The 22,816-nt window shown below is 59.1% G+C and carries 23 protein-coding genes and 1 pseudogene; 6 read left to right on the top strand and 18 right to left on the bottom strand.

Annotated features, from left to right (window positions below):
* The first annotated feature begins 45 nt into the window (after positions 1-45).
* The 4 genes and pseudogenes from JQT59_RS13560 to JQT59_RS13545 all read left to right on the top strand — a co-directional run.
* A complete protein-coding gene (locus JQT59_RS13560; RefSeq protein ID WP_213576566.1) occupies positions 46-435 on the top strand; it encodes an ArsR/SmtB family transcription factor in 390 nt (129 codons plus the stop codon).
* Positions 432-1,544: an ACR3 family arsenite efflux transporter gene (gene arsB, locus JQT59_RS13555; protein WP_213576565.1), complete on the top strand. Its 1,113-nt coding sequence runs from the start codon at positions 432-434 to the stop codon at positions 1,542-1,544. The genes JQT59_RS13560 and arsB overlap by 4 nt, the downstream gene beginning before the upstream one ends.
* Positions 1,545-1,573: 29 nt before the next feature.
* Positions 1,574-1,984, top strand: coding sequence for an arsenate reductase ArsC (locus JQT59_RS13550; RefSeq protein WP_213576564.1), 411 nt, complete (start codon positions 1,574-1,576; stop codon positions 1,982-1,984).
* 15 nt (positions 1,985-1,999) lie between these two features.
* Positions 2,000-2,380, top strand: a pseudogene (locus tag JQT59_RS13545) (arsenate-mycothiol transferase ArsC); the annotation flags it as partial.
* A gap of 483 nt (positions 2,381-2,863) precedes the next feature.
* Here JQT59_RS13545 and JQT59_RS13540 read toward each other — a convergent pair.
* The 7 genes from JQT59_RS13540 to JQT59_RS13515 all read right to left on the bottom strand — a co-directional run bounded on the left by JQT59_RS13540 (position 2,864) and on the right by JQT59_RS13515 (position 7,833).
* Positions 2,864-3,994: a Gfo/Idh/MocA family protein gene (locus JQT59_RS13540; protein ID WP_213576563.1), complete on the bottom strand. Its 1,131-nt coding sequence runs from the start codon at positions 3,992-3,994 to the stop codon at positions 2,864-2,866.
* Complete coding sequence (locus JQT59_RS13535; RefSeq protein ID WP_213576562.1) at positions 3,991-4,779, bottom strand: HpcH/HpaI aldolase family protein; 789 nt, start codon at positions 4,777-4,779, stop codon at positions 3,991-3,993. The genes JQT59_RS13540 and JQT59_RS13535 overlap by 4 nt, the downstream gene beginning before the upstream one ends.
* Positions 4,776-5,546 carry an aldolase/citrate lyase family protein gene (locus tag JQT59_RS13530; RefSeq protein WP_213576561.1) on the bottom strand — a complete coding sequence of 257 codons (771 nt, stop codon included), beginning with the start codon at positions 5,544-5,546 and terminating at the stop codon, positions 4,776-4,778. Before JQT59_RS13530 ends, JQT59_RS13535 begins: the two co-directional genes overlap by 4 nt.
* Before the next feature lie 24 nt (positions 5,547-5,570).
* Positions 5,571-6,383 (bottom strand): phytanoyl-CoA dioxygenase family protein, encoded by an 813-nt coding sequence (locus tag JQT59_RS13525; protein WP_213576560.1) that lies wholly within the window; start codon positions 6,381-6,383, stop codon positions 5,571-5,573.
* A 20-nt stretch (positions 6,384-6,403) separates the two neighbouring features.
* Positions 6,404-6,790 carry a VOC family protein gene (locus tag JQT59_RS13520; protein WP_213576559.1) on the bottom strand — a complete coding sequence of 129 codons (387 nt, stop codon included), beginning with the start codon at positions 6,788-6,790 and terminating at the stop codon, positions 6,404-6,406.
* 238 nt (positions 6,791-7,028) lie between these two features.
* The gene (locus JQT59_RS37700; protein WP_283254067.1) at positions 7,029-7,160 is read right to left on the bottom strand and encodes a hypothetical protein; all 132 of its coding nucleotides are present in this window, start codon (positions 7,158-7,160) and stop codon (positions 7,029-7,031) included.
* A 4-nt stretch (positions 7,161-7,164) separates the two neighbouring features.
* Complete coding sequence (locus tag JQT59_RS13515) at positions 7,165-7,833, bottom strand: IS3 family transposase (RefSeq protein WP_213576558.1); 669 nt, start codon at positions 7,831-7,833, stop codon at positions 7,165-7,167.
* A gap of 286 nt (positions 7,834-8,119) precedes the next feature.
* Between JQT59_RS13515 and JQT59_RS36980 the strand changes: the two genes are divergently transcribed.
* Both JQT59_RS36980 and JQT59_RS36975 read left to right on the top strand, forming a co-directional pair.
* On the top strand, positions 8,120-8,491 hold the full coding sequence (locus tag JQT59_RS36980) for an IS110 family transposase (protein ID WP_249354592.1): 372 nt from the start codon (positions 8,120-8,122) through the stop codon (positions 8,489-8,491).
* Positions 8,492-8,818: 327 nt separating this feature from the next.
* A complete protein-coding gene (locus JQT59_RS36975) occupies positions 8,819-9,175 on the top strand; it encodes a transposase (protein ID WP_249354600.1) in 357 nt (118 codons plus the stop codon).
* Here JQT59_RS36975 and JQT59_RS38385 read toward each other — a convergent pair.
* From JQT59_RS38385 to JQT59_RS13450, 11 genes are all read right to left on the bottom strand, one after another.
* On the bottom strand, positions 9,154-9,408 hold the full coding sequence (locus JQT59_RS38385; protein ID WP_213576557.1) for a transposase: 255 nt from the start codon (positions 9,406-9,408) through the stop codon (positions 9,154-9,156). The genes JQT59_RS36975 and JQT59_RS38385 overlap by 22 nt on opposite strands.
* Positions 9,409-9,509: 101 nt before the next feature.
* Positions 9,510-10,654, bottom strand: a protein-coding gene (locus JQT59_RS13500) for an IS3 family transposase (RefSeq protein ID WP_213576556.1) whose coding sequence is annotated in 2 segments (ribosomal slippage) — positions 9,510-10,387 and positions 10,387-10,654 — 1,146 coding nt in all. Because the reading frame shifts where the segments join, the coding sequence is not laid out codon by codon here.
* Between the two features lie 531 nt (positions 10,655-11,185).
* On the bottom strand, positions 11,186-11,380 hold the full coding sequence (locus JQT59_RS13495) for a ferredoxin (RefSeq protein ID WP_213576555.1): 195 nt from the start codon (positions 11,378-11,380) through the stop codon (positions 11,186-11,188).
* 57 nt (positions 11,381-11,437) lie between these two features.
* The gene (locus tag JQT59_RS13490) at positions 11,438-12,652 is read right to left on the bottom strand and encodes a cytochrome P450 (protein ID WP_213576554.1); all 1,215 of its coding nucleotides are present in this window, start codon (positions 12,650-12,652) and stop codon (positions 11,438-11,440) included.
* 331 nt (positions 12,653-12,983) lie between these two features.
* Positions 12,984-14,378 (bottom strand): MFS transporter, encoded by a 1,395-nt coding sequence (locus JQT59_RS13485; RefSeq protein WP_283254087.1) that lies wholly within the window; start codon positions 14,376-14,378, stop codon positions 12,984-12,986.
* Between the two features lie 181 nt (positions 14,379-14,559).
* The gene (locus JQT59_RS13480) at positions 14,560-15,291 is read right to left on the bottom strand and encodes an ABC transporter ATP-binding protein (RefSeq protein ID WP_213576552.1); all 732 of its coding nucleotides are present in this window, start codon (positions 15,289-15,291) and stop codon (positions 14,560-14,562) included.
* A complete protein-coding gene (locus tag JQT59_RS13475) occupies positions 15,260-17,020 on the bottom strand; it encodes a branched-chain amino acid ABC transporter ATP-binding protein/permease (RefSeq protein ID WP_213576551.1) in 1,761 nt (586 codons plus the stop codon). The genes JQT59_RS13480 and JQT59_RS13475 overlap by 32 nt, the downstream gene beginning before the upstream one ends.
* 18 nt (positions 17,021-17,038) lie before the next feature.
* A complete protein-coding gene (locus JQT59_RS13470; protein ID WP_213576550.1) occupies positions 17,039-17,929 on the bottom strand; it encodes a branched-chain amino acid ABC transporter permease in 891 nt (296 codons plus the stop codon).
* A 41-nt stretch (positions 17,930-17,970) separates the two neighbouring features.
* A complete protein-coding gene (locus JQT59_RS13465) occupies positions 17,971-19,146 on the bottom strand; it encodes an ABC transporter substrate-binding protein (RefSeq protein ID WP_213576549.1) in 1,176 nt (391 codons plus the stop codon).
* 1,105 nt (positions 19,147-20,251) lie between these two features.
* The gene (locus JQT59_RS13455) at positions 20,252-21,055 is read right to left on the bottom strand and encodes an HpcH/HpaI aldolase family protein (protein WP_213576548.1); all 804 of its coding nucleotides are present in this window, start codon (positions 21,053-21,055) and stop codon (positions 20,252-20,254) included.
* Positions 21,055-22,779: a helix-turn-helix domain-containing protein gene (locus tag JQT59_RS13450; protein WP_213576547.1), complete on the bottom strand. Its 1,725-nt coding sequence runs from the start codon at positions 22,777-22,779 to the stop codon at positions 21,055-21,057. The genes JQT59_RS13455 and JQT59_RS13450 overlap by 1 nt, the downstream gene beginning before the upstream one ends.
* Positions 22,780-22,816: the final 37 nt, after the last annotated feature.

The following is a 22,816-nucleotide window of genomic DNA, read 5'->3' as shown; positions in this document are numbered from 1 at the left end:
GACTGTTCATTTGTGGACTGATTCGATGTCTGTCAATATCGACCTATGTCGAATCAGGAACTGCCGGAGAGTGGTGCGTGTTGCTCACCGCTGGTACGCGAACCGTTGACCGAGGACTGGGCCGGCGATCTGGCCCGGATGTTCAAGGCCCTCGGTGACCCGGTCCGCCTGCGCCTGCTCAGCCTCGTGGCCTCTCATGCAGGTGGGGAGGCGTGCGTGTGCGACATCTCCGAAACGTTCGACCTGTCCCAGCCGACGATCTCCCATCACCTGAAGGTGCTCCGGTCGGCGGGACTGCTGGACTGCGAACGCCGCGGCACCTGGGTCTACTACTGGGTGGTTCCGTCCGCGTTGCAGCAGCTGTCCGCGGTGCTGCTCACCGAAGGTGGACCCGTCGTACCGTCCGAGACGTGCGCGGCGGAGGTGCCGGCATGAGCGAGGCAACCACCACCGAACACCACCCGGCCGTCGTCGGAAAACTGTCTACCCTCGACCGGTACCTGCCGGTGTGGATCGGCGTCGCCATGGTGGCCGGGCTGCTGCTGGGCAGGATGATCCCCGGTCTGGGTGATGCCTTGTCCGCGGTGGAGGTCGACGGAATATCCCTGCCGATCGCCCTCGGTCTGCTGATCATGATGTACCCGGTGCTGGCGAAGGTCCGCTACGACCGTCTCGACACCGTCACCGGCGACCGCAAACTCCTCGTCGGGTCCCTCGTACTGAACTGGGTACTCGGCCCGGCGTTGATGTTCGCCCTGGCCTGGCTGCTGCTGCCGGATCTGCCCGAGTACCGCACCGGCCTGATCATCGTCGGGCTGGCCCGCTGCATCGCGATGGTGATCATCTGGAACGACCTCGCCTGCGGTGACCGCGAGGCCGCCGCCGTGCTGGTGGCGATCAACTCGGTGTTCCAGGTGATCATGTTCGCCGTCCTCGGCTGGTTCTACCTTTCGGTCCTGCCCGGTTGGCTCGGCCTCGAGCAAACCACCATCGACACCTCGCCGTGGCAGATCGCGAAGTCGGTGCTCATCTTCCTCGGCATCCCGCTGCTCGCCGGCTACCTCACCCGCCGCTACGGCGAAAAGGCAAAGGGCCGCACCTGGTACGAGTCCAAGTTCATCCCCCGCATCGGGCCGTGGGCGCTCTACGGGCTGCTGTTCACCATCGTCATCCTCTTCGCCCTGCAGGGCGAGCAGATCACGTCCCGGCCGCTCGACGTCGTCCGCATCGCGATCCCGCTACTCGCCTACTTCGCCATCATGTGGGGTGGTGGCTACCTCCTCGGCGCCGCAATGGGTCTCGGGTACGAGCGCACCACCACCCTGGCGTTCACCGCAGCGGGCAACAACTTCGAACTCGCCATCGCCGTCGCCATCGCCACCTACGGCGCCACCTCCGGCCAAGCCCTCGCCGGTGTCGTCGGCCCACTGATCGAGGTGCCCGTCCTCGTCGGACTCGTGTACGTCTCGCTCGCTCTGCGTGGGAGATTCGCCGAGCAGCGCACGCCCACGCCGGCCGTGACGCTCGACAATCACGACTCCTGATCGACACCTACCTCCGAAAGGCATTTCGCATGGCTTCCCGACCCAGCGTGTTGTTCGTCTGTGTCCACAACGCCGGCCGCTCCCAGATGGCCGCCGGATTCCTCACCCACCTCGCCGGCGATCGGATCGAGGTCCGCTCCGCCGGATCCGCCCCGGCCGAGACCATCAACTCCGCCGCCGTGCAGGCGATGGCCGAGATCGGCATCGACATCTCCGGCCAGTCCCCGAAGATCCTCACCCCCGACGCCGTCCACACCTCCGACGTGGTCATCACCATGGGCTGCGGCGACGCCTGCCCCGTCTTCCCCGGGGTCAGCTACCGCGACTGGGCCCTCGAGGACCCGGCCGGCAAGGGCGTCGAGGCGGTCCGTCCGATCCGCGACGACATCCGCTCCCGGGTCGAGGCGCTGATCGCCGAACTCGTTCCCGCCACCGCCTGAGACGGGGACAGACCGATGACGAAACCCTCCGTGTTGTTCGTGTGCGTGAAGAACGGCGGCAAATCCCAGATGGCAGCCGGGCTGATGCGAAAAGTCACCGGCAACGGCGTCGACGTGTACTCCGCCGGAACCAAACCCGGTACCGCCGTCAACGCCCTGTCCGCGCAGTCCCTGCTCGAGGTCGGTGTAGACATCACGGGTGAAACACCGAGATCCGTTGATCCGCAGGTGGTTCAAGACGTCGATGTGGTGGTCACCCTCGGCCGCGAAGCACACGTCGACCCCGTGGACGGGACCCGGTTCGAGAACTGGGACACCGATGAGCCGTCCGACCGCGGCATCGACGGGATCGAGCGGATGCGCCTGATCCGCGACGACCTTGCCGCCCGCGTCGATCATCCTAAGCGGGTCCACTGTCCGAAATTCTTGGGCCGATCAATCCCCTTCCTGTTGGAACTTCGAGTGCGGACGCCTCGATTCGCTCACAGCTTTGATTGGCGAGTTGAATTCGCTCCAGTGTGCCCGCCTCTTGCACAGGATTCTCGACCCGCGCGTTCACCTGCAGCAGCGTGTGTGGCTTCTTCGAGCAGCACGTAACCTCCGAAGCCAATTCCGGTGAGCCCGAGAATCCCTGCATAGAGTTTGTCGAGCATGGGGCATCGTCTCCTTGATTCCGATTTGGACCTCCTGATCTCGAACCATCTCTGATCGGCCCGAGGATTCCGGCGTCGCACACATCAGCCAGCGTGATCGCCCGTTGGCACCGCCAGCGGGATCCAGTCACCACCTGCGCGGGGGCCAGCCAGCGGCATCACCAGGTAGGCCCCGAATAGGGCGGTGACCACGAGCGGGCGCAAAAGGACCGCGCGGTGAAACACTTCACCACCGAGAGGTCGCCGCGGAAATGGCAGCGGCCGGCGCTGCGATCCAGTCGCCACTAGAAGCGCTAGCATAACTCGACATCACCAAGCCTTGGGTTGCCAGATTTCCCTTCACCGAGGAAGCCGGCTCCACTTGCTCGATGACCGCCTTAGAGAAGTCTTGGTGGCTACGCGAAAATCCGCTATCGCGTGTGTCTGCCGGGAAGCGATATCGCTGAACCTTCCCGCTAACTGGATGCCATTCGACCCACTTACCCGCATACGCGGTAATCATCCCTTTACTACCACGTATTAGAAGCGACTCGCCATCGATATTATCCGGAGTCTCAGGACCCGGCATACTCCAGTCCAGCAAGACTTCCGCCATGAAGCCATACTTCAACTCGATGAATGCCGAGTCTTCTCCAATAAGATCTGGATTTGATCGCCCCAGAGTCGCCCTGAGCTCTTTAGGCTCGCCGAACCATTCGCGAAGCATATCGAGGATATGAACACCATACTCGAGTACGATAAGCTGCTTCATGGTAGAAAACCGCGGCATCAACGCATCCCGATTAGCCACACTCGGCCGGTCGGGAATCTCTTCAAAAATCGAGGCATCGCGTCGCGGAAGGAGAAGATTGGAATGACCAGTAAACTTTACGAATTGAATTTCTCCAAGCTGATTAGATTTGAGTAGGCCCCATATATGTTCATACGCCGGAATCCACTTCCACATTTCATTAATTGCGAATACAATTTTGCGCTCTTCTACTATTTGAGCAATACGCAATGAGTCTTCGATTGTGGCAGCCAAAGGCTTCTGGCAAAGAACATGGATTCCTCGCGCGCTTACCTTGTCGATCACATCCAAATGATATTCGGGCGGCACACATACATCCACAAAATCTAGCTCGCTCCCCAATGCGTCGAGCAGATCATCTACCGATGTGAACTTCTGTTCTACGCGCGCCGCCGATGCCGCGCTGGTCACACGATCGATGTCCGTATCGCAAACGGCGATCAATTCCGCCGACTCTGTCTGCCCCCAAGCGCGGATATGCCTCGGTGAAATATACCCACATCCGATCAGTGCACCGCGCAGCCGCGTCTGATCATCGCTGTCGTTTGAAAACGTCTTTTTGATCATACGGTTGCCTTAACGGACTCGAGTTCATCGGCGAGGTTCTTCACACCAGTCATCCCGTCGATCAGGAAAAGTGAGTCAAGGCTCACGAACAGGAGCTGACAACCACGGGCAGCATACTTAGCGGTGGCCTCAGGAGACCATGCCTGTGCTGCCATGAACAGGCCGGCGCCCACTGTGGCGTCGATGACACGGTCAACGTGCGCGGTAACTTCTGGATGCGTCGGTCCGATCTGGGCGCGACCGAGTTCCACGGCCAAATCCCACGTCCCCACCATCACACCGTCAATCCCCGGCACCTGAACGATCTCTTCGATGTTCGAGACCCCTTCCTTGTCCTCAACCATAATGAAGACCAGCGCATCCTCGGCGTCTGCGTAGTACTCGTCCCAATCTCGCACCCCGTATCCGGCACTGCGGACTACCGGAGCTGCCCCACGGAGACCGACGGGCGCATAACGTGCGGCAGCGACAGCCGCACGTGCTTCAGCCGCAGATCGGACGTGCGGTATGAAGATGCCCTCGGTCTTGGTGTTAAGAGCCCGATTGATTGCCCCAGGGATATTCTCAACAACACGAATACAGCTGGAGATTTGGGCAGCGTCTGCAGCACGGACCAGGTTCTCGATGCTGGAGCCGTAGTTGTCCCCAGCAACTTCCTCACAATCCAGTACGAGCATGTCGAAACCGGCTGCACCGACCAGATCTACCCATACCGGCTCAACCAGCATCCCATAACAGGAATAGACAATCTCACCCGCAGCAAGCTTTCGGCGAAGATTATTCATGCGGTCACTGCACCTTTCAGTACGCCCAGCGCATTCTTCATCGCACCGAGTGCCACCCTGGTGTCACTTTCAACGACAACCAGATTGCAACCAGCGTCTTTCCATTCCCTCGCGAATTGATCACCCTGCACTACTGCGGCACAAGTCGACCCATTTTGTTGAGCGGCACTGACGGCCGCCACCGCATGGGGGAGGCCAGCCGCCGCCGCGGTTTCAGCGCCTACCTCACGAGCAAGGGTAGCGATATCCAACGCGACTCCGTCAATCCCCGGAATAGCCAGAATCCCTTCGATGTTTTCCGTCGCTTCCTTGCTACTCAGAAGACAGAGAACAATGCGTCGATTTGTCGACTCGTCCTTATAAACGTCCCAATCTCGGACGCCGTATCCAGCGGCACGAACGACGGGTGCTGCTCCGCGCTTTCCAACAGGTGGGTACCGAGAGGCATCTGCCACCGCCTGCGCATCCGCTACCGTTGTTACATAGGGAACAATGATTCCCGCCACTCCATCGTTCAGCGCCCTGTTGATGCAACCAGGCGTTGATTCTGGTAGCCGCACAAACACCGGGGTGCCGACCGTATCGGCCGCCCGGACCATTCCGGCCATCTCGTGTGAGTACGGGCTCACCGGTCCATGCTGCGCATCAACCACTAAGGCGCGAAACCCGAGGCTAGCGGCGATCTCGACGGCGATTGGGCTGCCAGAAGTGATCGACAGCGCGCAGGTGATGTCGCTGCCAGTTATATCCTTTAGACGTACGGTCATTGTGTGTATTCCTCGGGTCGATCACTAAGCGTGGCTGATACGGGGCACTTGAGCTGAATCAGCGAAGAGCTCCCCCGGCGTCAGTTTGAATGCATCGAAGTGACGATGGGGTGCACCCGTATACACCACATCCGTAGGCATATAGCGCAGCGTATATGCGGCGCGCGGATTTGGAGTGGCGTTCTGATCGGCGCCGTGAACTGTGAGGTCGTAATGGACAGTGGCGTCGCCCGCCTTCAGGGCGGTGCCGCCAGCGAAACCATACTTGTCTTCGAGATACGGGTAGGTGTTACGGATATCATCACCCGGAGCCCGACTGAACCTACCCAAAGGTCCTTCGCGATGTGAACCCGGCATAAATTTCAGTATGCCCATGTCGGGCGTCAAGTCTGTGAGCGCAATCCAAATTGTGAATGCGCCCTGCCTATCGAATGGCCAAAAGGGGAAGTCCTGATGGAAAGGAGTCGGAGCCCCTTCATTTCCCGGCTTGGTGAATGTCATGTCGTGAATGAAAAGACCTTCGGGCCGATCCAGCAGATCCAACGCCAGGTTAGACATCCGAGGTGACAGCGCCAGGTCGCGGAACCAATCTTCGGTCCATGCCATTCCATCGTGGCTTTGCAGTACCTTCGCGTATTCGTCTGATGTCATCCACTTTTCAGTCTCCGACGGCTGCACTGGGGCAGCATACTTCTCGACTTGCTCGCGGATGATCTCGACTGCGCCTGCGGTGAGTAGCCCAGGCAGCGGAGCCCAACTGTTCTGACGTAAGTGATCGACGGTACCTTCAGGAACCTCATAGATCTTATCGAGCTCGGGAATCAACGGGTCGATCATCTACCCACTCCGTTCGTTAGTTAGTTATACACGCAGAATTCGATCATGTTCCCATCGGGGTCCGCAACGAAGTACTGCCAGCGTGCGGCCGGCGAGTCCTTCAGTTCATGACCGTCGACACCGTGCGCTTTCAAATGCTGAAGAAACTCTTCGGGCTCAACACCAAGTGTGACGGCAAAGTGAGGGTGGTTCGGACGAAGTGGCCGTTCCGGTCCTGGTGTTGCACCGCCAGTGGTCAGGTGTACCGGAGTGCCGGACATCTCTAGCCAAACGCCATCAAATCCGAAATCTGGCCGTTCGATCTGATTGAAGCGCAGCACGTCGCAGTAGAACCTCCGCGCGACGTCTAGATCGCTTACCGATACACTCACGTGATCGAACTTCATTCCCCAATGCGAAACGCTCATGGCCATTATGTTGCCTCGTGTGTGATCTGATACCTATGTAGTTGACAACAACCTAGACGGAATATGTTCAACGTTCTCACAAGAGAAGTTAAGGTGGCAGGTCCCCAATAGTCGGACCACGTCGTTCTAGAGTCGCGATTGTGAGTTCAGTCGATCTCGTACCCGTCCACCGGTTGGTGGGTGTGGGTGCAGTGGGCAGCGTACGCCCCCGCAAGCGGGAGGGACCCCCGGGCGGGCGTCAGGTAGCCCAGCGATGAGTGCCGGTGCCGGTGCCGGTGCCGGTGCCGGTGCCGAGATTGTGGTCGTCCTTGAAGTCCTCGACCAACACCCGAGCTTCGAGCAGGCTTGTCCATGATTCCGGTTCACGCATTTCCTTAGACGTCTATTGATCCCCCACGGACTTCGTCCAGGGAGATACCCCCAGATTCCATGTGTCCGTTGTTCCACGGCGTCCCTGGCGGAATGTACGAAAGGCCGACGCGGTCCCTATAGAACCATTGCAGCACTGTCGAAATAAACTCCGGTACGTTGTCCATCCTCAGCACCAGCGGCGGTCCGCCCCACATCGCGAATGCCTTGTACAACTCGTCTTCTAGGGGCTGCGCGGTAATCGATCGCTCGACGATGTTCAGCAGCGACCGCCTCGTGTGCTCGTCGATCATCGAGGCGATCTTGATGGCCTTGCCGTCGATGGTGGAGTCGAACTGGAAGTCCACTGCCCACACCACATGCGGGGCGTCGGCTTCGATCTGCGGGCACGAGCCGACACCGGACCGTGTGCGTGGATGATGAATCCGAACCTGAAGGCCTTCCTCCTTCCACAGCCGGTGGACCTTCTTCTTGTTCACCACGACGCCCTGGTCGTGCCTCAGGTGCGCCCAGGCGCGACGGAAACCATGCAGCGGGTGCGTGCGGACGTACTCGCGCAGCGTCGCTCTCAGAGCGGCATCGGGCTCTGCTGGTGTCTGAGCGAGAGGTGTTCGGGCGTAGGTGGAACGGGCGAGCCCAACCGCTCTGCAGGCCAACCGCTTCGACATGCTCATTGTGGAGACGAGCATGTCGACAGCGCGGCCCTTGTCAGCTGGATCAGAATTTTCCCGAGATAATCGAACCAACCCGCCTGGCGAGACGGTCTGACCAAAAATTGGCCTGGCCACCGAATTGCCTTTCGAAGGACCCGTCGACCCGAACGCCAGCGGGCCACCACAACAGAAAAAAGCGGAGTACGCGATGTCCGTGACCTCATAGGAGTCTGCCGCCCCACTCGGCCCGTCACTGGCCCGTCCGAACGTCGCGTCCCCCGCATCAGAGGAAAGGCACTACGTGACAATGGTCCCAACGCCACCACGCGTCTACTGCGGTATCGACACGCACGCCGACACCCACCATGCAGCCATCCTCACCGACACCGGAATCCTGCTCGCAAATCGTCAATTTAACACCACCACATTGGGATATGACGACCTGGTCGCATGGGTCCGCGACCACGGTGACCCGATCGCAGTCGGCGTCGAAGGCACCTCCTCCTATGGCGCCGGCATCACCCGACACCTACGTCACCACGACAATGCCGTCGTCGAAGTACCCCGACCGAATCGCAAACTACGCCGAAGCAAAGGCAAGAGCGACCCTATCGACGCTGGAAGCGGCAGCACGTGCCGCTCTGGCCCGACACCAACTCTCAGAACCCAAAAACGGTGACGGACCCATCGAAGCAATCCGTGCGCTGCGGGTCGCCCGATCCAGCGCGGTCAAAGCCGCAACCGCCTCGATGAACGCCATCCGCTCGATGCTCGTCACCGCACCCGAACACTGCGCACACACCTACGCGGACACAGCACGACAGCTCTCCTCGAAGCCTGCATCGCGCTCGAACCCGACACCGCCGCATTGGCAGATCCGACCAACGCCACGAGCGTCGCGTTACGGTTACTGGCGAGACGGACACGCGAACTACGCTGGGAAGCAAAAGAACTCAAGAAACGACTCGCGCTACTCGTCGGCGCAGTCGCGCCACGAACCTCGGACGTGTTCGGACTTGGACCCGACACTGCAGCGGCATTGCTCGTCACCGTCGGAGACAACCCGCAGCGGCTACGGTCGGAGTCCTCCTTTGCTCACCTCTGCGGCGTGGCACCCATCCCTGCATCGTCAGGAAAGACAAATCGGCATCGACAACACCGCGGCGGCGATCGCCGTGCCAACCAAGCCCTCCACACCGCTATCGCCGTACGCCTGCGATACCATGAGAGCGCCCGCAACTACGCTCAACGCCGCACGTCAGAAGGCAAATCCATGACCGAGATCATCAGATGCCAGAAGCGCTACCTCGCCCGAGAAGTGTTCACCGCACTCCGGCGGGACTATCGAGCTCTCGCCACTTGACATCTAGGAGCGTCATTCGCGACCTCCCGCAGCGCGCCCTTCTGCAGTTCGGCCTCAGCGAGCAGCCGCTCGAGCTTGCCGTTCTGCTCGCACAGCTCCATGAGTTCCTTCGCTGCGTCGGTGTCCATCCCGCCGTACTGGCGGCGCCAGTAGTACAGCGTCACAGCCGCCGCGATCTTCTCCTGCGTCTTGCTTGCAGCAGCGAGCTCGTCGGCACGGCGCAGTTTGCGCACGTGCCCTCTGCGGGATTCCGCTTCGCCACCATGTGCTCAATCTGGCAGGTCCCCGATAGTCGGTCCGGTTGTTTCTAGAGCCGGTTCCTACGTGCAGTCGATCAGTCGATCTCGCACGCCACGGGCTGGTGCCGGTGGGTGCATCCGGCAGCGTACTCGGCAGGAGTCTTGTAACCCAGCGCCGAATGACGGTGTCGATGATTGTGGTCGTTCTTGAAGTCCTCGATCACCACGCGGGCCTCGAGCAGCGTAGGCCAGTAGTTGCGGTTCAGGCACTCATCGCGCAACCGGTTGTTGAACGACTCGATGAACCCGTTGTGCCACGGCGTGCCCGGCGGAATGTAGGACACCCCCACCGACCCAGCGCAGAAGGCCCGCAGTGCCTCGGAGATGAACTCGGGCCCATTGTCCATGCGCAATACCAGCGGCGGACCACCCCACATCGCGAATGCCTTCTCCAAGCCCTCGATCAATCGGTCTGCGGTGATCGAGCGGTCCACGATGTTCAGCAACGACATCCGGGTGTGCTCGTCGACCATTGACGCGATCTTCACCGTCTTGCCGTCGACGGTCGAGTCGAACTGGAAATCCACTGCCCACACAACATGCGGAGCATCCGCGTCGACGATCGGAACGGAGGAGTGGCCGGCACGTTTGCGGCGTGGGGCACGCCGGACTTGCAGTCCTTCCTCCTTCCACAGGCGGTGAACCTTCTTCTTGTTCACCAGGGCGCCCTGGTCGTAGCGCAGCCACGCCCACGCCCGTCGGAGCCCATGCCGCGGATGCTTGCGGGGATACCCGCGTAGCTCTGCGCGCAGATCGGCATCCGGGTCGTCCGGTGTCTGCGCCAACGGCAGCCGCCGGTAGGAGGATCGGGAGAGCCCAACGACCTTGCACGCGAACCGCTCCGACATCTGCATGGTGCCGGTGAGCAGGGTGATCGCGGCGCGTTTGGCGGTCGGGCTCAGAATTTTCCCTTGGCGATCTCCCGCAGCGCGTCCTTCTCCAACTCGGCATCGGCGAGCAACCGCTTGAGCCGGCTGTTCTGCTCCCGTAGCTCTTTGAGTTCCTTCGCGGGGTCGGCGTCCATACCGGAGTACTGGCGACGCCAGTTGTACAGCGTGGCCGCCGACACCTCGAGTGCGGCGGCGATCTCTTCGCCGTTCTTGCCTTCCGCGGCCAACTCGTCGGCTCGTCGCAGCTTGCGAACGTTGTCCTCCGCCGAGTGACGTTTGCGTCCCGCCATGATCCCTATCGTCCCTTCTTCGCCCTCACCAGGGCAATCAGGACTCTAGAACAACCCGGACCTACTCAAGGGGGACACGCCACATCGTCCTATCCGCCCAGTTCACTGGCAATAGGACTCTAAAACAGAGTGGCCCCGTTCACCGGGGACACGCCACGACCCCTTCGTACGTTCCAGACCCTCGACGTATTCCTGCACCCGGGACCAAGGCTTCGACCGAACGCACCGACCAGAGATCCGCTCATTGCAACGCTTCACACTCGGCAGCAACCACATCAATGACCACCCACCACGTATAGCCAGCCTATCGAGCAAGTGCCGTTGCGTACTAATCGTCAACCTGGTGGGCGTCAGCAACCACATGGTCACGCGGCACATCGTATCCGTGGTCGGCCATAGTATGTTCGCGCGCAGCCAGATAGAGCTCCTTAAGATTCACTCCTTCAGTGATACCGCCGCAAGCGGGACACTCGACCTCGAACATCTAAACCTCCAAGACGCAGGTAGCGACGATATCGCGTTCTGGCGCGGTCATTCGTCGTGGACCTGGATGACAGCAGAAGGGCAGGCATCAGCTGCATCTTCCACCGATTCTCGAAGATCCTTTGACGGTGTTTTAGTCAGTACCACCACGATACCCTCGTCGTCTTGATCGAAAACTTCGGGCGCTTCTAGAACACACGCACCACAGGCGGTACATTTCTCGAGCTCTACGGAGACAAGCATGATCGATCCTGCACTTCCAGCTGGTTCAATTGAGTACTGAAGTTTGAGTTGAATTCTTCACTTGTGCACTGACGGCACCGAGAGGGGGATCTCGATAGGTCCACGAATCATTGGTCCTAGGCCGAAATCTACATCGTGAACTTCCCAGTCCGGGATCGCGTCGAGGAGTGTGTTCAGCACAGTCGCGATCTCGAGGCGCGCCAAGTTCAGGCCCATGCAGGTATGCGGACCCGTACCAAATCCCAGATGGGCCTTCGCGGGGCGATGAATGTCAAGAACTTCCGGGTTCTCCCAGCGCTCCGGGTCCCGGTTAGCGGCTGCCTGCATGGCCATGAGCGACGTTCCCTCGGGGAGTTCCAAGCCGCCAATTTCCGTCTGCTTCTTCATGAACCGGATACTCCAGTTTTTGACACTGGTCCAACGATGAATCTCTTCAACCGCCTGCGGAATGAGGCTGCGGTCGTTACGCAACTCTTCTCGCTGACCTGGATGCTGCGCGAGTGCGATCAGACAGAGGCCCATCAGCTTTGATGTTGTCTCGTTCCCGGCAAACACGAGCTGTGTGCTGGCCGAGACCATTTCAGATTCCTCGATCGGCACATCAGTGTAGACAAGCCTGCTCACCAGATCCTCACCGCGATTTACTTTGCGATCCTCGATCACCGTGCCCACGAAGCCGTTCATCTCAGCGGTTGCCGCAACTCCGTTCGCGACAAGCTCGCGGCCGCGTGGTGAAGGATCGTCACGACCCTCGAGGATTCCGCCCATCGTGTCGGTCCAGTTGATGAACTCGGAAACCCTCTCGGACGGGAGATTCATCATATGTGCGATCACGATCGTCGGAATGTTCCGAGTGAATCCGGTGACGGCATCCACTACTTCACCCGAACGCGCGCGCTCAATCGTTTCCGCCGTTGCATCACGCACGATCTTTTCGATCACCACAGTATGCTCGGCGATTGTCTTGCGCCTCAGGTCGTGTGCCCAGATGCTCTTGAACTGCATGTGTCGTTGGCCCTCCATCCCGGCGAAGGGCGGTCCACCGAACAACGTGCCAATAGATTCGACGTCTGCGGCGAACAGATTTCCTTGCCCCATCGCGCGGGCACAGTCTCGGTAGCCGGTTAGGATATAGTGTCCGAGAGTTTCGTGCCGGACGATACGGCCGGCGGATCGAATCTTCTCCAAGGTCGGATACGGATCATTTACGAACTCGCGATTGAAGAAGTCGAAGTCGACCGTTGGAACGTCGTTCAGAACCGAGTTGCTCATGGCTGGAATTACCCCTTGCTATTCGATGGGTAAGGCGCGGGCGTCCACGCTAGGTCGGTTGTTCGAATCCCAGATCAAGTCGCCACAAGTTTGCGAGCGACTGGGTTGCCCGCAACGGCATTAATGTGCCTTCTTAGATCTAGGTCACTGATATTTTAACCAGGCGCAAGCTGTCTTGGAGTGTGCCGCAGCACAATTTGAGTTTGCGATCTTGAGTTACGTCACACCACGACAGATTGTCGTGGCACCCATGGGTGGGAGGCCGGCGACGCCGAGGGTGGGATACACGCAATCTAGTACACCGTAACAACCTAGCCCCGGGCAAGGAGAGCTATGGCGGTGCTACCTCGACTGCTTGCCTTCTTTTGATCCGGGAACCAGAGGCAACGATGCCTGCGCCCAGGGCAAGCAACGCTGCGCAGAGAAATGCCACACGGTAGCCGTCGGCTATGGCGCTGCCACTGAACTCGCTGGCGATCGCGGCCAGTATCCCCACTGCAAACCCTCCACCTACCTGGCAACTGGCATTGAATACGGACCCCACCATTCCCATCTCACTGACCTCCGCGACCGACAGGGCTACAACATTCAGCGATACGAACGCCACTGTCTGGCCTCCTACGACAAGCGTCAAAAGCAGCACAATAGCCCATGGACTGGTGAGTCCGGGTGTGGCCAGTAGCGTAATCGATGCCGCGCATTCAATTGAGCCCACGGCGATCAATATCGCCGGACTCGAGACTCTCGGAAGAATCATTGCCGCGATGCGTGAGCCTGCGGCAGCACCAAATGCAAGCGGCGCCATGACCAAAGCTGCCGCTGTGGCGCTCAAGCCCAGAGAATCCTGCAAGAACAGTGCGGCAAAGTAGTAGGCACTGACCCAAGCCCCGTAGATCAACGCGGTTGCGATAATGCTTAATGCGAAATGCGGCCGCGCCCACAACTCCGGCGGCATGATCGGATCACTCGCGCGCACTTGACTCCTTACAAATATTGCGAGAAGGCATGCCCCTGCCAGGGCTGCGACGAGTGAGGCCCGGCCCATACCCTCGCTGGACGGTCCGATGGTCACGGCGTAGGCGATCAAGACCAAACCCACCGCGGCCCAGATGCTTGGCCAGATGTTGAGTCGACTCTGGCTTCGCTTAGTACGCTCGACGAAGACGAAAGTTAGCGCCACGAGGAGCGCCGACAGAACCGCAACGCACCCGAATAACCAGCGCCATCCCACGGTGTCTGCCGCAAGACCGCCGGCAGCGAGTCCCAACCCGAAACCGATTCCTCCGGACGCAGCGAATAGGGCAAGCACGCGTGAACGTCCAGACAATCCACGCTGGGATGTCGCAAGGATGGCCAGAGCCGCGGGCACTGTTATCGCCGCTCCCACCCCTTGACCTATTCGCGCGCCGATCATGATGGCGGTTGAGGGTGCGATGGTAGCTGCGCACGCGGACAGCATGGCAGCGGCATAGCCCAGCATGAGTGTACGTCCGCCCCCGAAAACATCGGCGAGGCGTCCCCCCAGGAGCACAAACCCAGCAAATGCGAGGGCGTACCCCGAGACTACCCACGCCTGACCAACCGGACCGAACCCGAGGTCAGCGGCCACGCTCGGAATCATGAGTGGACCGATGCCCATGTTGAGTGCACTCAGAAATTGAGCCGTACACGCCAGGAAGGCGGCAATGCCACGACGCTGAGCATGCGCTCGGAGCTCACTGAACATCGCCAGTTCCCTTTCGTCCGGTTTGCGCTGTGGTCGTCGGACTAGGAACACCAACCTGGCGAGTTCCTTCCGAGCTATCCGCAGGTCATTCATTCCTGACGGTCCTGCAGGCGGTCACACAGCCCTGCGTGCGTGACCATCAAATGGAATCGATACGCGCACCGACGAGCGAGCGACGTACTCACCCTCTCAGATACGCGGAGGCGACCTTCTCTTTGTCCAATTCGACCGAAAGTCCGTCGAATACCATCCGGCCTCGTGCCAGCACATACGCGCGATCAGAGACCGAGAGCGCTAATGCCGCGCTCTGCTCCGCGAGGAGAATGCCGCATTCAGCGAGTGTCCCCATCCGTTGACCGAGAAACTCGTAGATTTCCTCAATCACGATCGGAGCGAGGCCCATACTGGGCTCGTCCAGCAACAGAAGATCGGGACTCGACACAATACCGCGCCCAATCGCAAGCATCTGCTGTTCGCCACCGCTCATCAAGCCGGCCGGCTGGTCGCGACGTTCGAGAAGTCTCGGAAAGTACGTGTAAACCTCGTCCAGGAGTCCTGGGATCTCGCGCCGCTTACTGCGCCGCGAGGCGTGCGCCGCGAGCAATAGATTGTCAGCCACAGAAAGCGTCGGAATCACTCGCCGACCTTCCATCACGTGGGCGACACCCCGACGGGCGACTCTGTAACGCGGTCCGTCGAGAAGGGAGCGACCCTCAAAGCTGATCGTGCCCGTCCGCTGCCCCCCGGCTCCATTGATTGCGCGGAGTAGGCTCGACTTCCCGGCACCGTTCGCACCTAAAAGAGCGACCACCTCCCCACGGCGCACGGTCATGCTGACACCATCAACAGCCGTGACGTGCCCGTAGGTCACCGACAGATTGTCAAGCTCGAGCAGCTCGTCCGATGTATGCATCGATCACTGCCTCCTCTTTAATCACATCTTCCGAAGGCCCGAATGCAAGGACCTGGCCAAAGTTCAGCACGACCAGCCGGTCACAATGCCGGGTCATGGACCCGACGTCATGCTCGACAACCACTACACTGGTCCCCTCTGCCCGAATGGACTGAACGACATCAAAAATTTCGTCACGCTCGGTCGGAGTCATTCCTGCGGTCGGCTCATCGAGGAGTAAAACCTCAGGTCGAGCAACGAGCCCACGGGCAATCTCAACCTTCCGCTTCAAGCCATACGGCAGAGATGCGACATCCAGACCGGCGATGTCCGCAATGCCGACCCGCGCCATGGCATGGCGCACTGCTTCTTCCGAGGCGTTGTGATCCTGCCCACCATGCCTTAATCGGCCAAGCCCGAGCCGACTCAGGAGATCGTCACCTGATGCCTCCACATATGCCCCGATGCGAACGTTCGCGGCGACCGACGCCCCATCGATAAGCCGGATATTTTGGAATGTCCGGGAAAGGCCGGCACGCATTATGTGGTTGGGCCTACCCCACATGCGACGGAACGGGTGTGACGCAAGGACCCCATCACCGCTGTCAGGCACATACACGCCGGACAACAGGTTGAGCACCGTCGTTTTTCCCGATCCGTTAGGACCGATGATTCCGAGCACCTCGCCCGGCTTCACGTCGAGACTGACACCTCGTACGGCTTTGACACCACCGAAGGTCTTGACCAAATTGTCGACGCGAAGTATCGATTCTTCACAGTCTATTGGCTTACGCAACGCACGACTCGTCGCTGCCTGAGCCTCCGAGACGCCATCTGCTGGCGCAAGATCTGCAAACGATACTTTGTCGACCGCGATCGGCTCCGGCTTCCGAACCAGCCCAACCATGTTGGCCAGCGACAGCAGACCGTTCTTAAGGAGCAGATAAACACCTGACGGCACGAAGGCGACGATAAGAACGATAAGCGCACCGTTGATCAGATGGCGATACTCCTGTAGATCGCGCAGCCCTTCGGCAAGGCCGAACATCAGCGCCCCACCCACTAGCGGACCCGCAACCACGGTGATGCCACCGACCACTGTGGCCGCAAGTACATCGCTCAGCAGCTCGAAAGAGAACACCGACGGTTCGACGAACCCAGTAATGTGTACCTGCATACCGCCTGCGAGTCCAGCCAAGGCGCCCGACGCGGTGAACAGGGCGAGTCGATACATACGCGTGCTGATCCCCTGGTGAGCTGCCATCAATGAATCCTCACGGATAGCAGTCATTGCCCGGCCGTGGCGCGTTTTCGCAACCAGAGCAAGGATAGTGAACACGACCACGACTATCACTACCAGGTGGAGGTCAGCGAGTGAACGGTCCACACCCACCAACCCAGTAGCACCGCCTGCAAATTCAAGATTTCGAATGGTCACCCGGACCATTTCACTGAACCCTACGGTTGCAATCGCAAGGTACACACCGTTCAATCGGGCTAAGCCCGCTCCGAGCAGAACGCCGAATGCTGCCCCCATGAGGATCGCGCAAATCAAGGACAAGAACAGAGGAAGTTCCAAGTGCATGGAGACTAGGGCCGACGTGTATGCGCCAATAGCCATGAAACCGATTTGAGGTACCGCAAAGAATCCCGCGTTAAAGAGAATGTAGATGCTGGCGCCGACCAGGATCAGCACAAGACTGTCACGGACCAGGAAATCATAGGCACCAAAATTCGAAAAGAAGTCCATGGTTACCTTTCAGTATATTTAAGCACGATTGGCAACCTTGGCCGCCGGGGAGATCCCGTCGGGCCTAAAGACCAAGAATGCGAGCAACAAACCAAACACGATCACATCCCGATAAGAGGACGAAATATATCCGGTAGTCATTGCGGATACGAGACCGACCAAAAGGCCGCCAGCCAATGCCCCCGATACGCTCCCGATTCCACCAATAACAAGGATCGCCATCGCGATGACAAGATAATTATGACCGAGGTTGCCATCAACAATATTGAACGCCAGCGCGACCAGGGATGCACCCACGCCCGCCAATGCACCCGACAGGAAGAACACCGAAACACTGATACGCTCAACATTCGCCCCGAGAACGCCAGCTGCTTCTCGATCCGCTGCAACTGCAGTGACTTCGCGACCGAACTGTGTCGATCCAATCAACCAGCGAAGTGCTACGAACATCAAAGCCACTGTTCCGAGCATCAGTAGCTGCATGCTAGAGATTGTCAGGGGACCCACTGACCAGGTGTGTGCCGCGACCAGGCCAAAAGGCAATCGAACGACTTTGTTGTCCAATAACAAGATTGCACTCTCGGTCAGGACAATACCGGCACCCAGACTGGACACGAAGATGAACATGTCGGCATTCTTTCTCCCTTGGAGATGCCGTATTGCAACATAGTAGGTCAGGCTGTTGAGCACGCCGGCGAAAATCGCAACCAACGGCATCGCAATGTAGAACGGCCACCCAAGGTTCTCCGTGAGTTGCCAAGCAAAGACAGCACCCCATGTGAATATAGCCGCGTGCCCCACATGGAAGACCTTCATGTTGGCGAACACCATACTGAATCCAAGTGCGTATAGGGCAAACACTGCACCTAAGGCAAGCCCATTAATAACTTGCTGGAGAAAAAAACCCATCTCAAACCTCTATTTCGCCGCTTCTACGAGCTAACTACTCGCTATGAGCTAACCACTACGGAAGAACCATCCTTGGCGAACTCGACCGACGCGCCGGCGAAACTCGCAGTATTGTTTTCGCGCAGCTTCCATCCCGGATAAATACCGTTCTCCGCGAGAATCTTGCTTTCTGCAACCTCATGCATGTGTTTCGCAAGCGACTTACCCGACAGATCGTCGCCATTATCTCGAGCCAGATTGGCCGCTGAGGCAATGACCCATGCTGACTGATAACCGTTGGCCGCAAATGCATTTGGCGCTTCGCCGTAGGCCTCAATGAACTTCTTCTCGAACTCGCCGGTGGGATCAGGCGCCCAGTACACCGCGTACTGTGCACCCGTTGCCGCCGGCCCAGCCGTATCAAAAACCTGCTTCTGCCACGAAGATGCGCCAGCAAATTGTGTGTCGTCGAACCCACCCGATTGATTCATCTGGGTCAGGAGATTTCCGCCAGTTTCCGAAAGCGTTGAGAACATGATGAGGGTGGGATTACTGGCCTTAACCTTGGTAATAACCGGCGCGAAGTCGCTATCACCAGCCGAGATTGTGACCTGGTCGACTACGTGGCCACCCGCTTCGGTGTACCCCGTCTTGAACGACGACGCAAGGGAGGTGAAAGCCGGGTTATCTCCGTCGACGATCAGAACCGCCCGTTGGGTCTCTTCGTCAGCACCGAGCCGTCTGCCAAAATTCTCATCCGGCGTGTTTCCGTCATTTGTTACGAATACCCCAGGCACCTTTTCAGCATTCATGTCGCCGACGGTCGAACTCATCAGCATGGCACCGTCTTTCTCGACGTACGGGCCTAATGCCATCCGGATCTGTGTCGAGCTGGGACTCACGAGCACTGTAACATCGTCCTGGATGAACTGATTGTATTGAGTGACCGCGGCCGGTACCTGAGATCCCACGTCTTGTGAGTCGACCACGAGCGTCAAATCACCCAAGACGCCGCTGCTGTTCACTGCGTCTACGCCCATTTCGAGTCCCTTCTGGAAGGGCAACCCGTATGGGCCGGCACTTGCCCCGGTCAGGTGTGCGAGGTGACCGATCCTCAACTCGTTCTCATCTGCAGAGGAGCCCGAGCTACATCCCGCAACTGCCAGGAGCGTCGCCGCAAAAGTTGCCGTTACTATAGTTCCCGGTCCGAATCTATGGGTCCATGTGAGCTGCTTCATACCAATCATTCTGCGGCGGTGAGTTCTTAAAAAATACGTGCGTTGCCACAATCACGACAGCGAAATCTGTGCGCAAATCATAAGGTAGCTAGATATCTGACGAGAATGTCGTCTGTTCTCTGTGATGCAACGACTGCGGTGACCATCAGTAATTGATCTGCTGCCACCGCTTTGAAGACGACGTCCGAGAGTCTGCGTTTTGAGGATGCGGAGTGCTTCCATACCACCATCGCCGCTAGCGTTGCGACGTGCCAACAGTGCTCGCGCGTCGGGACGGCAGCCGGCCTTAGTGAGCTCAATCCGGTGAATTGCGGCGTTGAGCTGAGGGTTCACGATGCAAGAGTCGATGGCGAGCGCGGTTCGACAACCATACCGGAAGCGGCGGCGCAACCCCGTCGTGCCATCGCTGCACTGGGCGGTCCGCACCCGGCATTCGTCACAACGAAGGCCAGCACAGCGGTCCGAGAGGTGATCTTGCTGTGGGTTCGCCGATCCCGACAGTGAGGCGGTGTAGGGCTCGACGAGCCTGGCCGCGAGTTCGGCTACCAATCCGGAGAGTCGACAGATGTGCTTGTACCCTATCGAAGGTGCTGCTACGTTCCATTTTGCTGGCACCTTCCACGCTGGGTCGAATTCCCGAATGTGCCAGCGCAGCCGTGCGATGACCAGAAGCCGGACCGAACGTTCTGCGCCGTAGAGCCGGGCTTCAGCAACATCCGCTCGCAGGGCCACGCGTGCGACTGCGAGTGTGCCTCGATCAGATCCGACTTACCGTAGATGCGGGCGGTGTCGCGATTTTCGCCATCAACTTCGGCGGGACACGAACTATTCGCTGTCCGGCGGCGAACAGATCCCGTTCGAAGCGCAGCTCAGGTGACGGCAATCCGTTACAGCCCAAAGTCGATCACCACATTGTTCAGTCGCCCAACGCAGCAGCGACAGGCAGTTTTGCTGCTCTACGCCCGAGTCTGGACCAGTGAGCAGCAGCTCTCGCAAGCCCTCGAAGTGTGGCCCTACAACTATCATCGTCCTCACACTGCCGCCCCAGCCCGGCCACCGCGAGTAAGCTCCACGCCAGTGTCATAGCGTCATGGCGCCCCATACATTAGTGGTTAGCCACGGCCGCCTCTGCAAGGCGGCGGCATTCAGTGACCCGCTGTTCTATTGCAGCCTTGAATGTGTGAAAGTCGGTGCTGCAACAGATGGTCCGGTGGCCTTCCAATAGCGCATTCTCCACCTCAGCCAGGCTGCCAGGAACTGGGACCACGGGGATCGACCTCTTGAGTGCTGCGTCGTTGATGACCTTGATCGCCGCAGTTACCTCGACCGGTATCCCCTCGGACGGTCCGTATCGCAAGGAATAGCCCATGGAACGTGCGAGGTCGATGTGTCCGGGCATAACCGCATCAATGCCCTCGACGTCCAAGATAGATTCCAGGTTTTCCAATGCGTCCACGTGCTCAATCTGAACTACACACGCCACGTCATTGTCCGCCACATCCAAGTAGGCGTCTCCCCGGTACATCAGGTTACGCACGGCCCCAATGCTACGACGCCCCTTAGGCGGGTACCTGCAGGCGTCGACTGCTCGTCGTGCGTCGTCACGCGAGTTCACGAGCGGTACCACCACGCCGTGTACGCCCATGTCAAGAATCCACCCAATCTCGTCGGGGCGTCCGGGGTGTACTCGGGCAAGTGGGCTGCATGAGGTTCCTACGCAACTCCCGATCACTGACTCGACCCGCCTGAGGTCAAATGGGGAATGCTGCAAATCGATTACCAGGAAGTCGTATCCAGACCTAGCCAGCAACGCTGAACTGAGCGAACTGTCGAGCATTGCGAACATTCCAAACGAAATTTTTTCGCCGGCAAGCCCGGCTTTGAACGTGCTCGGGTCAAAGGTCGTCATTATCGGTCGTTCGCTCCTTGATTGTGCGGCGGTGTGACTTGCGATTGATCGGCGTCGAGAACGTCCCGGATCAAGATGGCCAGAGTAAAATCCAGAATGTGTTCGGTGTTCTCGAGGGATTTCCCAGTCAGCTTCGAAATTCGTTCGAGCCGGTTTGCGACCGTGTTCTGATGAACAGAAAGTTCTTGCGCGGTTACGAGCGTGCTCCTGTTATTCGCGAGATAGCTCCGCAACGTCGGCAACAATGACTCGCTGGCGCGAGACCCAGCATCGGTCAGCGGTGCCATCAGGTTATCACTGAACCGAACTGTCTCGTCTGAGAGATTCGGCAGAAGTAGCCCGAGTGCGCCAATTTCGTCTAGCTGCAACATCTTTCCATGAATGCTCCGCTTCTGTCGCATTCGCAACACAGCACTCGCCAATTTGAAACTAGATGCGAGATCTTGAGGCGTGGCACACGGCGGACCCAGCACTGACGATACTGTTGTTGCCGAGATGTTTTGGTTCACTGTTGTGTGTAGAAATCTGGCTGCGCGCTCATGATCCACGGTTTCTGGTACCAGGACGACGGTGAGATCACCGCGGTAGGAAGCTATCAGTTGGAGCTTAGCCCCCTCTGCTGCGGACCGCACTATTTCCGCCACACGCCGGGCGATCTTGGGCACGGGGGTATCAGTTCTGAACACCATCACTGCGCTTGCCAGGTCCAAGCGAAATCCCAGTCGGAGCGCACGATCGTTCAATTCGTCTACGTCAACCGACTGATCGCTGGTGAGGATCTCGTTCAATAGTTCTGTCGCGTGGCGATTCCCCACTTCATCGGCAACTTGCAGGCGCCTACGTTCGAGCGCGATTACCAGGCCGACCGACTCGAGGGCACGCCGTGACCGATAATCAAGCGGCTCTTCGGCTTCTATGGATCCAAAATGCTCCCCAGCCACGGATATTACGACTCGCTTGTCGGACGGTGCGTGGTTCGAACCATGCGTCAGCTTCAATCCGAGCGATTGCGCGGCAGACTGCAATATGTCCTCGTCAGATCCGCCGCCCAGCACGAGTTCCATCAAGTCCCGGTGCAGACTGCGGTCGCGACGCAGCTGGTCCATGGCTTCGGCCATCTGCTCGACTACCTCAGCCTGTTCTCGCCGCAACTGAAAGGACTCGAGTGCCAGCGCAGCATGATCCGCTAACAACTCGGTGAGCTCACGCTGCGCCGGGGTCAGGCGTCCGACCGCGTCGTTGTAGCACACCAGCACTCCCAACGTGCTCTTACTGGTGACCAACGGTGCCGCAAACATTGACCGGAACCCCTCTGCTTCCGCGGAAGCTTTCCAGGGAGCGAAGCTTGCACTGGTATGGATGTCTGCAATCGACAGTGATCGCCGGCCCCGGAACACCCTACTGGATGGAGATCCGGTGAATAAACTTGCGGTGGGGTCGATCTCAATCGGAATCTGATTGTTGACCTTCTCAACGTAGTCAGGTGACAATCCCGTTGCCCCGACAAGTCTGAGCGTATTCGCTTCCTTGCCACGGATCTGCACCGCCACCCGGTCGACACCCACAAGTCGCGCACACGCACGAGCGATGAGATCGCCGACTCCGCGCTCAGGGAGATCGTCGTTGACCGCACGTGTTATCGAAGCCAAGGCTTCTACCCACTCGCGGTAAGAAGCTGCACCAGCCAGGTATGCGGGCGGCGTTTTCAGGCCTGTCGTATCCACCAACAGTGCGTCTCCATCCAATAGTTGCGTCCACCGC

The sequence above is a fragment of the Rhodococcus sp. USK13 genome (genome assembly GCF_018343855.1).
In the GTDB taxonomy this organism is placed as follows: Bacteria; Actinomycetota; Actinomycetes; order Mycobacteriales; family Mycobacteriaceae; genus Rhodococcus_F; species Rhodococcus_F oxybenzonivorans.
This window is presented reverse-complemented; position numbering and strand designations above follow the sequence as displayed.

Bases quoted from the DNA above. Each gene is read 5' to 3' on its own strand.
- JQT59_RS13560 (WP_213576566.1), top strand. From the start codon at position 46: ATGTCGAATCAGGAACTGCCGGAGAGTGGTGCGTGTTGCTCACCGCTG.
- arsB (WP_213576565.1), top strand. From the start codon at position 432: ATGAGCGAGGCAACCACCACCGAACACCACCCGGCCGTCGTCGGAAAA.
- JQT59_RS13550 (WP_213576564.1), top strand. From the start codon at position 1,574: ATGGCTTCCCGACCCAGCGTGTTGTTCGTCTGTGTCCACAACGCCGGC.
- JQT59_RS13540 (WP_213576563.1), bottom strand. From the start codon at position 3,994: ATGATCAAAAAGACGTTTTCAAACGACAGCGATGATCAGACGCGGCTG.
- JQT59_RS13535 (WP_213576562.1), bottom strand. From the start codon at position 4,779: ATGAATAATCTTCGCCGAAAGCTTGCTGCGGGTGAGATTGTCTATTCC.
- JQT59_RS13530 (WP_213576561.1), bottom strand. From the start codon at position 5,546: ATGACCGTACGTCTAAAGGATATAACTGGCAGCGACATCACCTGCGCG.
- JQT59_RS13525 (WP_213576560.1), bottom strand. From the start codon at position 6,383: ATGATCGACCCGTTGATTCCCGAGCTCGATAAGATCTATGAGGTTCCT.
- JQT59_RS13520 (WP_213576559.1), bottom strand. From the start codon at position 6,790: ATGAGCGTTTCGCATTGGGGAATGAAGTTCGATCACGTGAGTGTATCG.
- JQT59_RS37700 (WP_283254067.1), bottom strand. From the start codon at position 7,160: ATGCGTGAACCGGAATCATGGACAAGCCTGCTCGAAGCTCGGGTGTTG.
- JQT59_RS13515 (WP_213576558.1), bottom strand. From the start codon at position 7,833: ATGAGCATGTCGAAGCGGTTGGCCTGCAGAGCGGTTGGGCTCGCCCGT.
- JQT59_RS36980 (WP_249354592.1), top strand. From the start codon at position 8,120: ATGGTCCCAACGCCACCACGCGTCTACTGCGGTATCGACACGCACGCC.
- JQT59_RS13495 (WP_213576555.1), bottom strand. From the start codon at position 11,380: ATGCTTGTCTCCGTAGAGCTCGAGAAATGTACCGCCTGTGGTGCGTGT.
- JQT59_RS13490 (WP_213576554.1), bottom strand. From the start codon at position 12,652: ATGAGCAACTCGGTTCTGAACGACGTTCCAACGGTCGACTTCGACTTC.
- JQT59_RS13485 (WP_283254087.1), bottom strand. From the start codon at position 14,378: ATGTTCAGTGAGCTCCGAGCGCATGCTCAGCGTCGTGGCATTGCCGCC.
- JQT59_RS13480 (WP_213576552.1), bottom strand. From the start codon at position 15,291: ATGCATACATCGGACGAGCTGCTCGAGCTTGACAATCTGTCGGTGACC.
- JQT59_RS13475 (WP_213576551.1), bottom strand. From the start codon at position 17,020: ATGGACTTCTTTTCGAATTTTGGTGCCTATGATTTCCTGGTCCGTGAC.
- JQT59_RS13470 (WP_213576550.1), bottom strand. From the start codon at position 17,929: ATGGGTTTTTTTCTCCAGCAAGTTATTAATGGGCTTGCCTTAGGTGCA.
- JQT59_RS13465 (WP_213576549.1), bottom strand. From the start codon at position 19,146: ATGAAGCAGCTCACATGGACCCATAGATTCGGACCGGGAACTATAGTA.
- JQT59_RS13455 (WP_213576548.1), bottom strand. From the start codon at position 21,055: ATGACGACCTTTGACCCGAGCACGTTCAAAGCCGGGCTTGCCGGCGAA.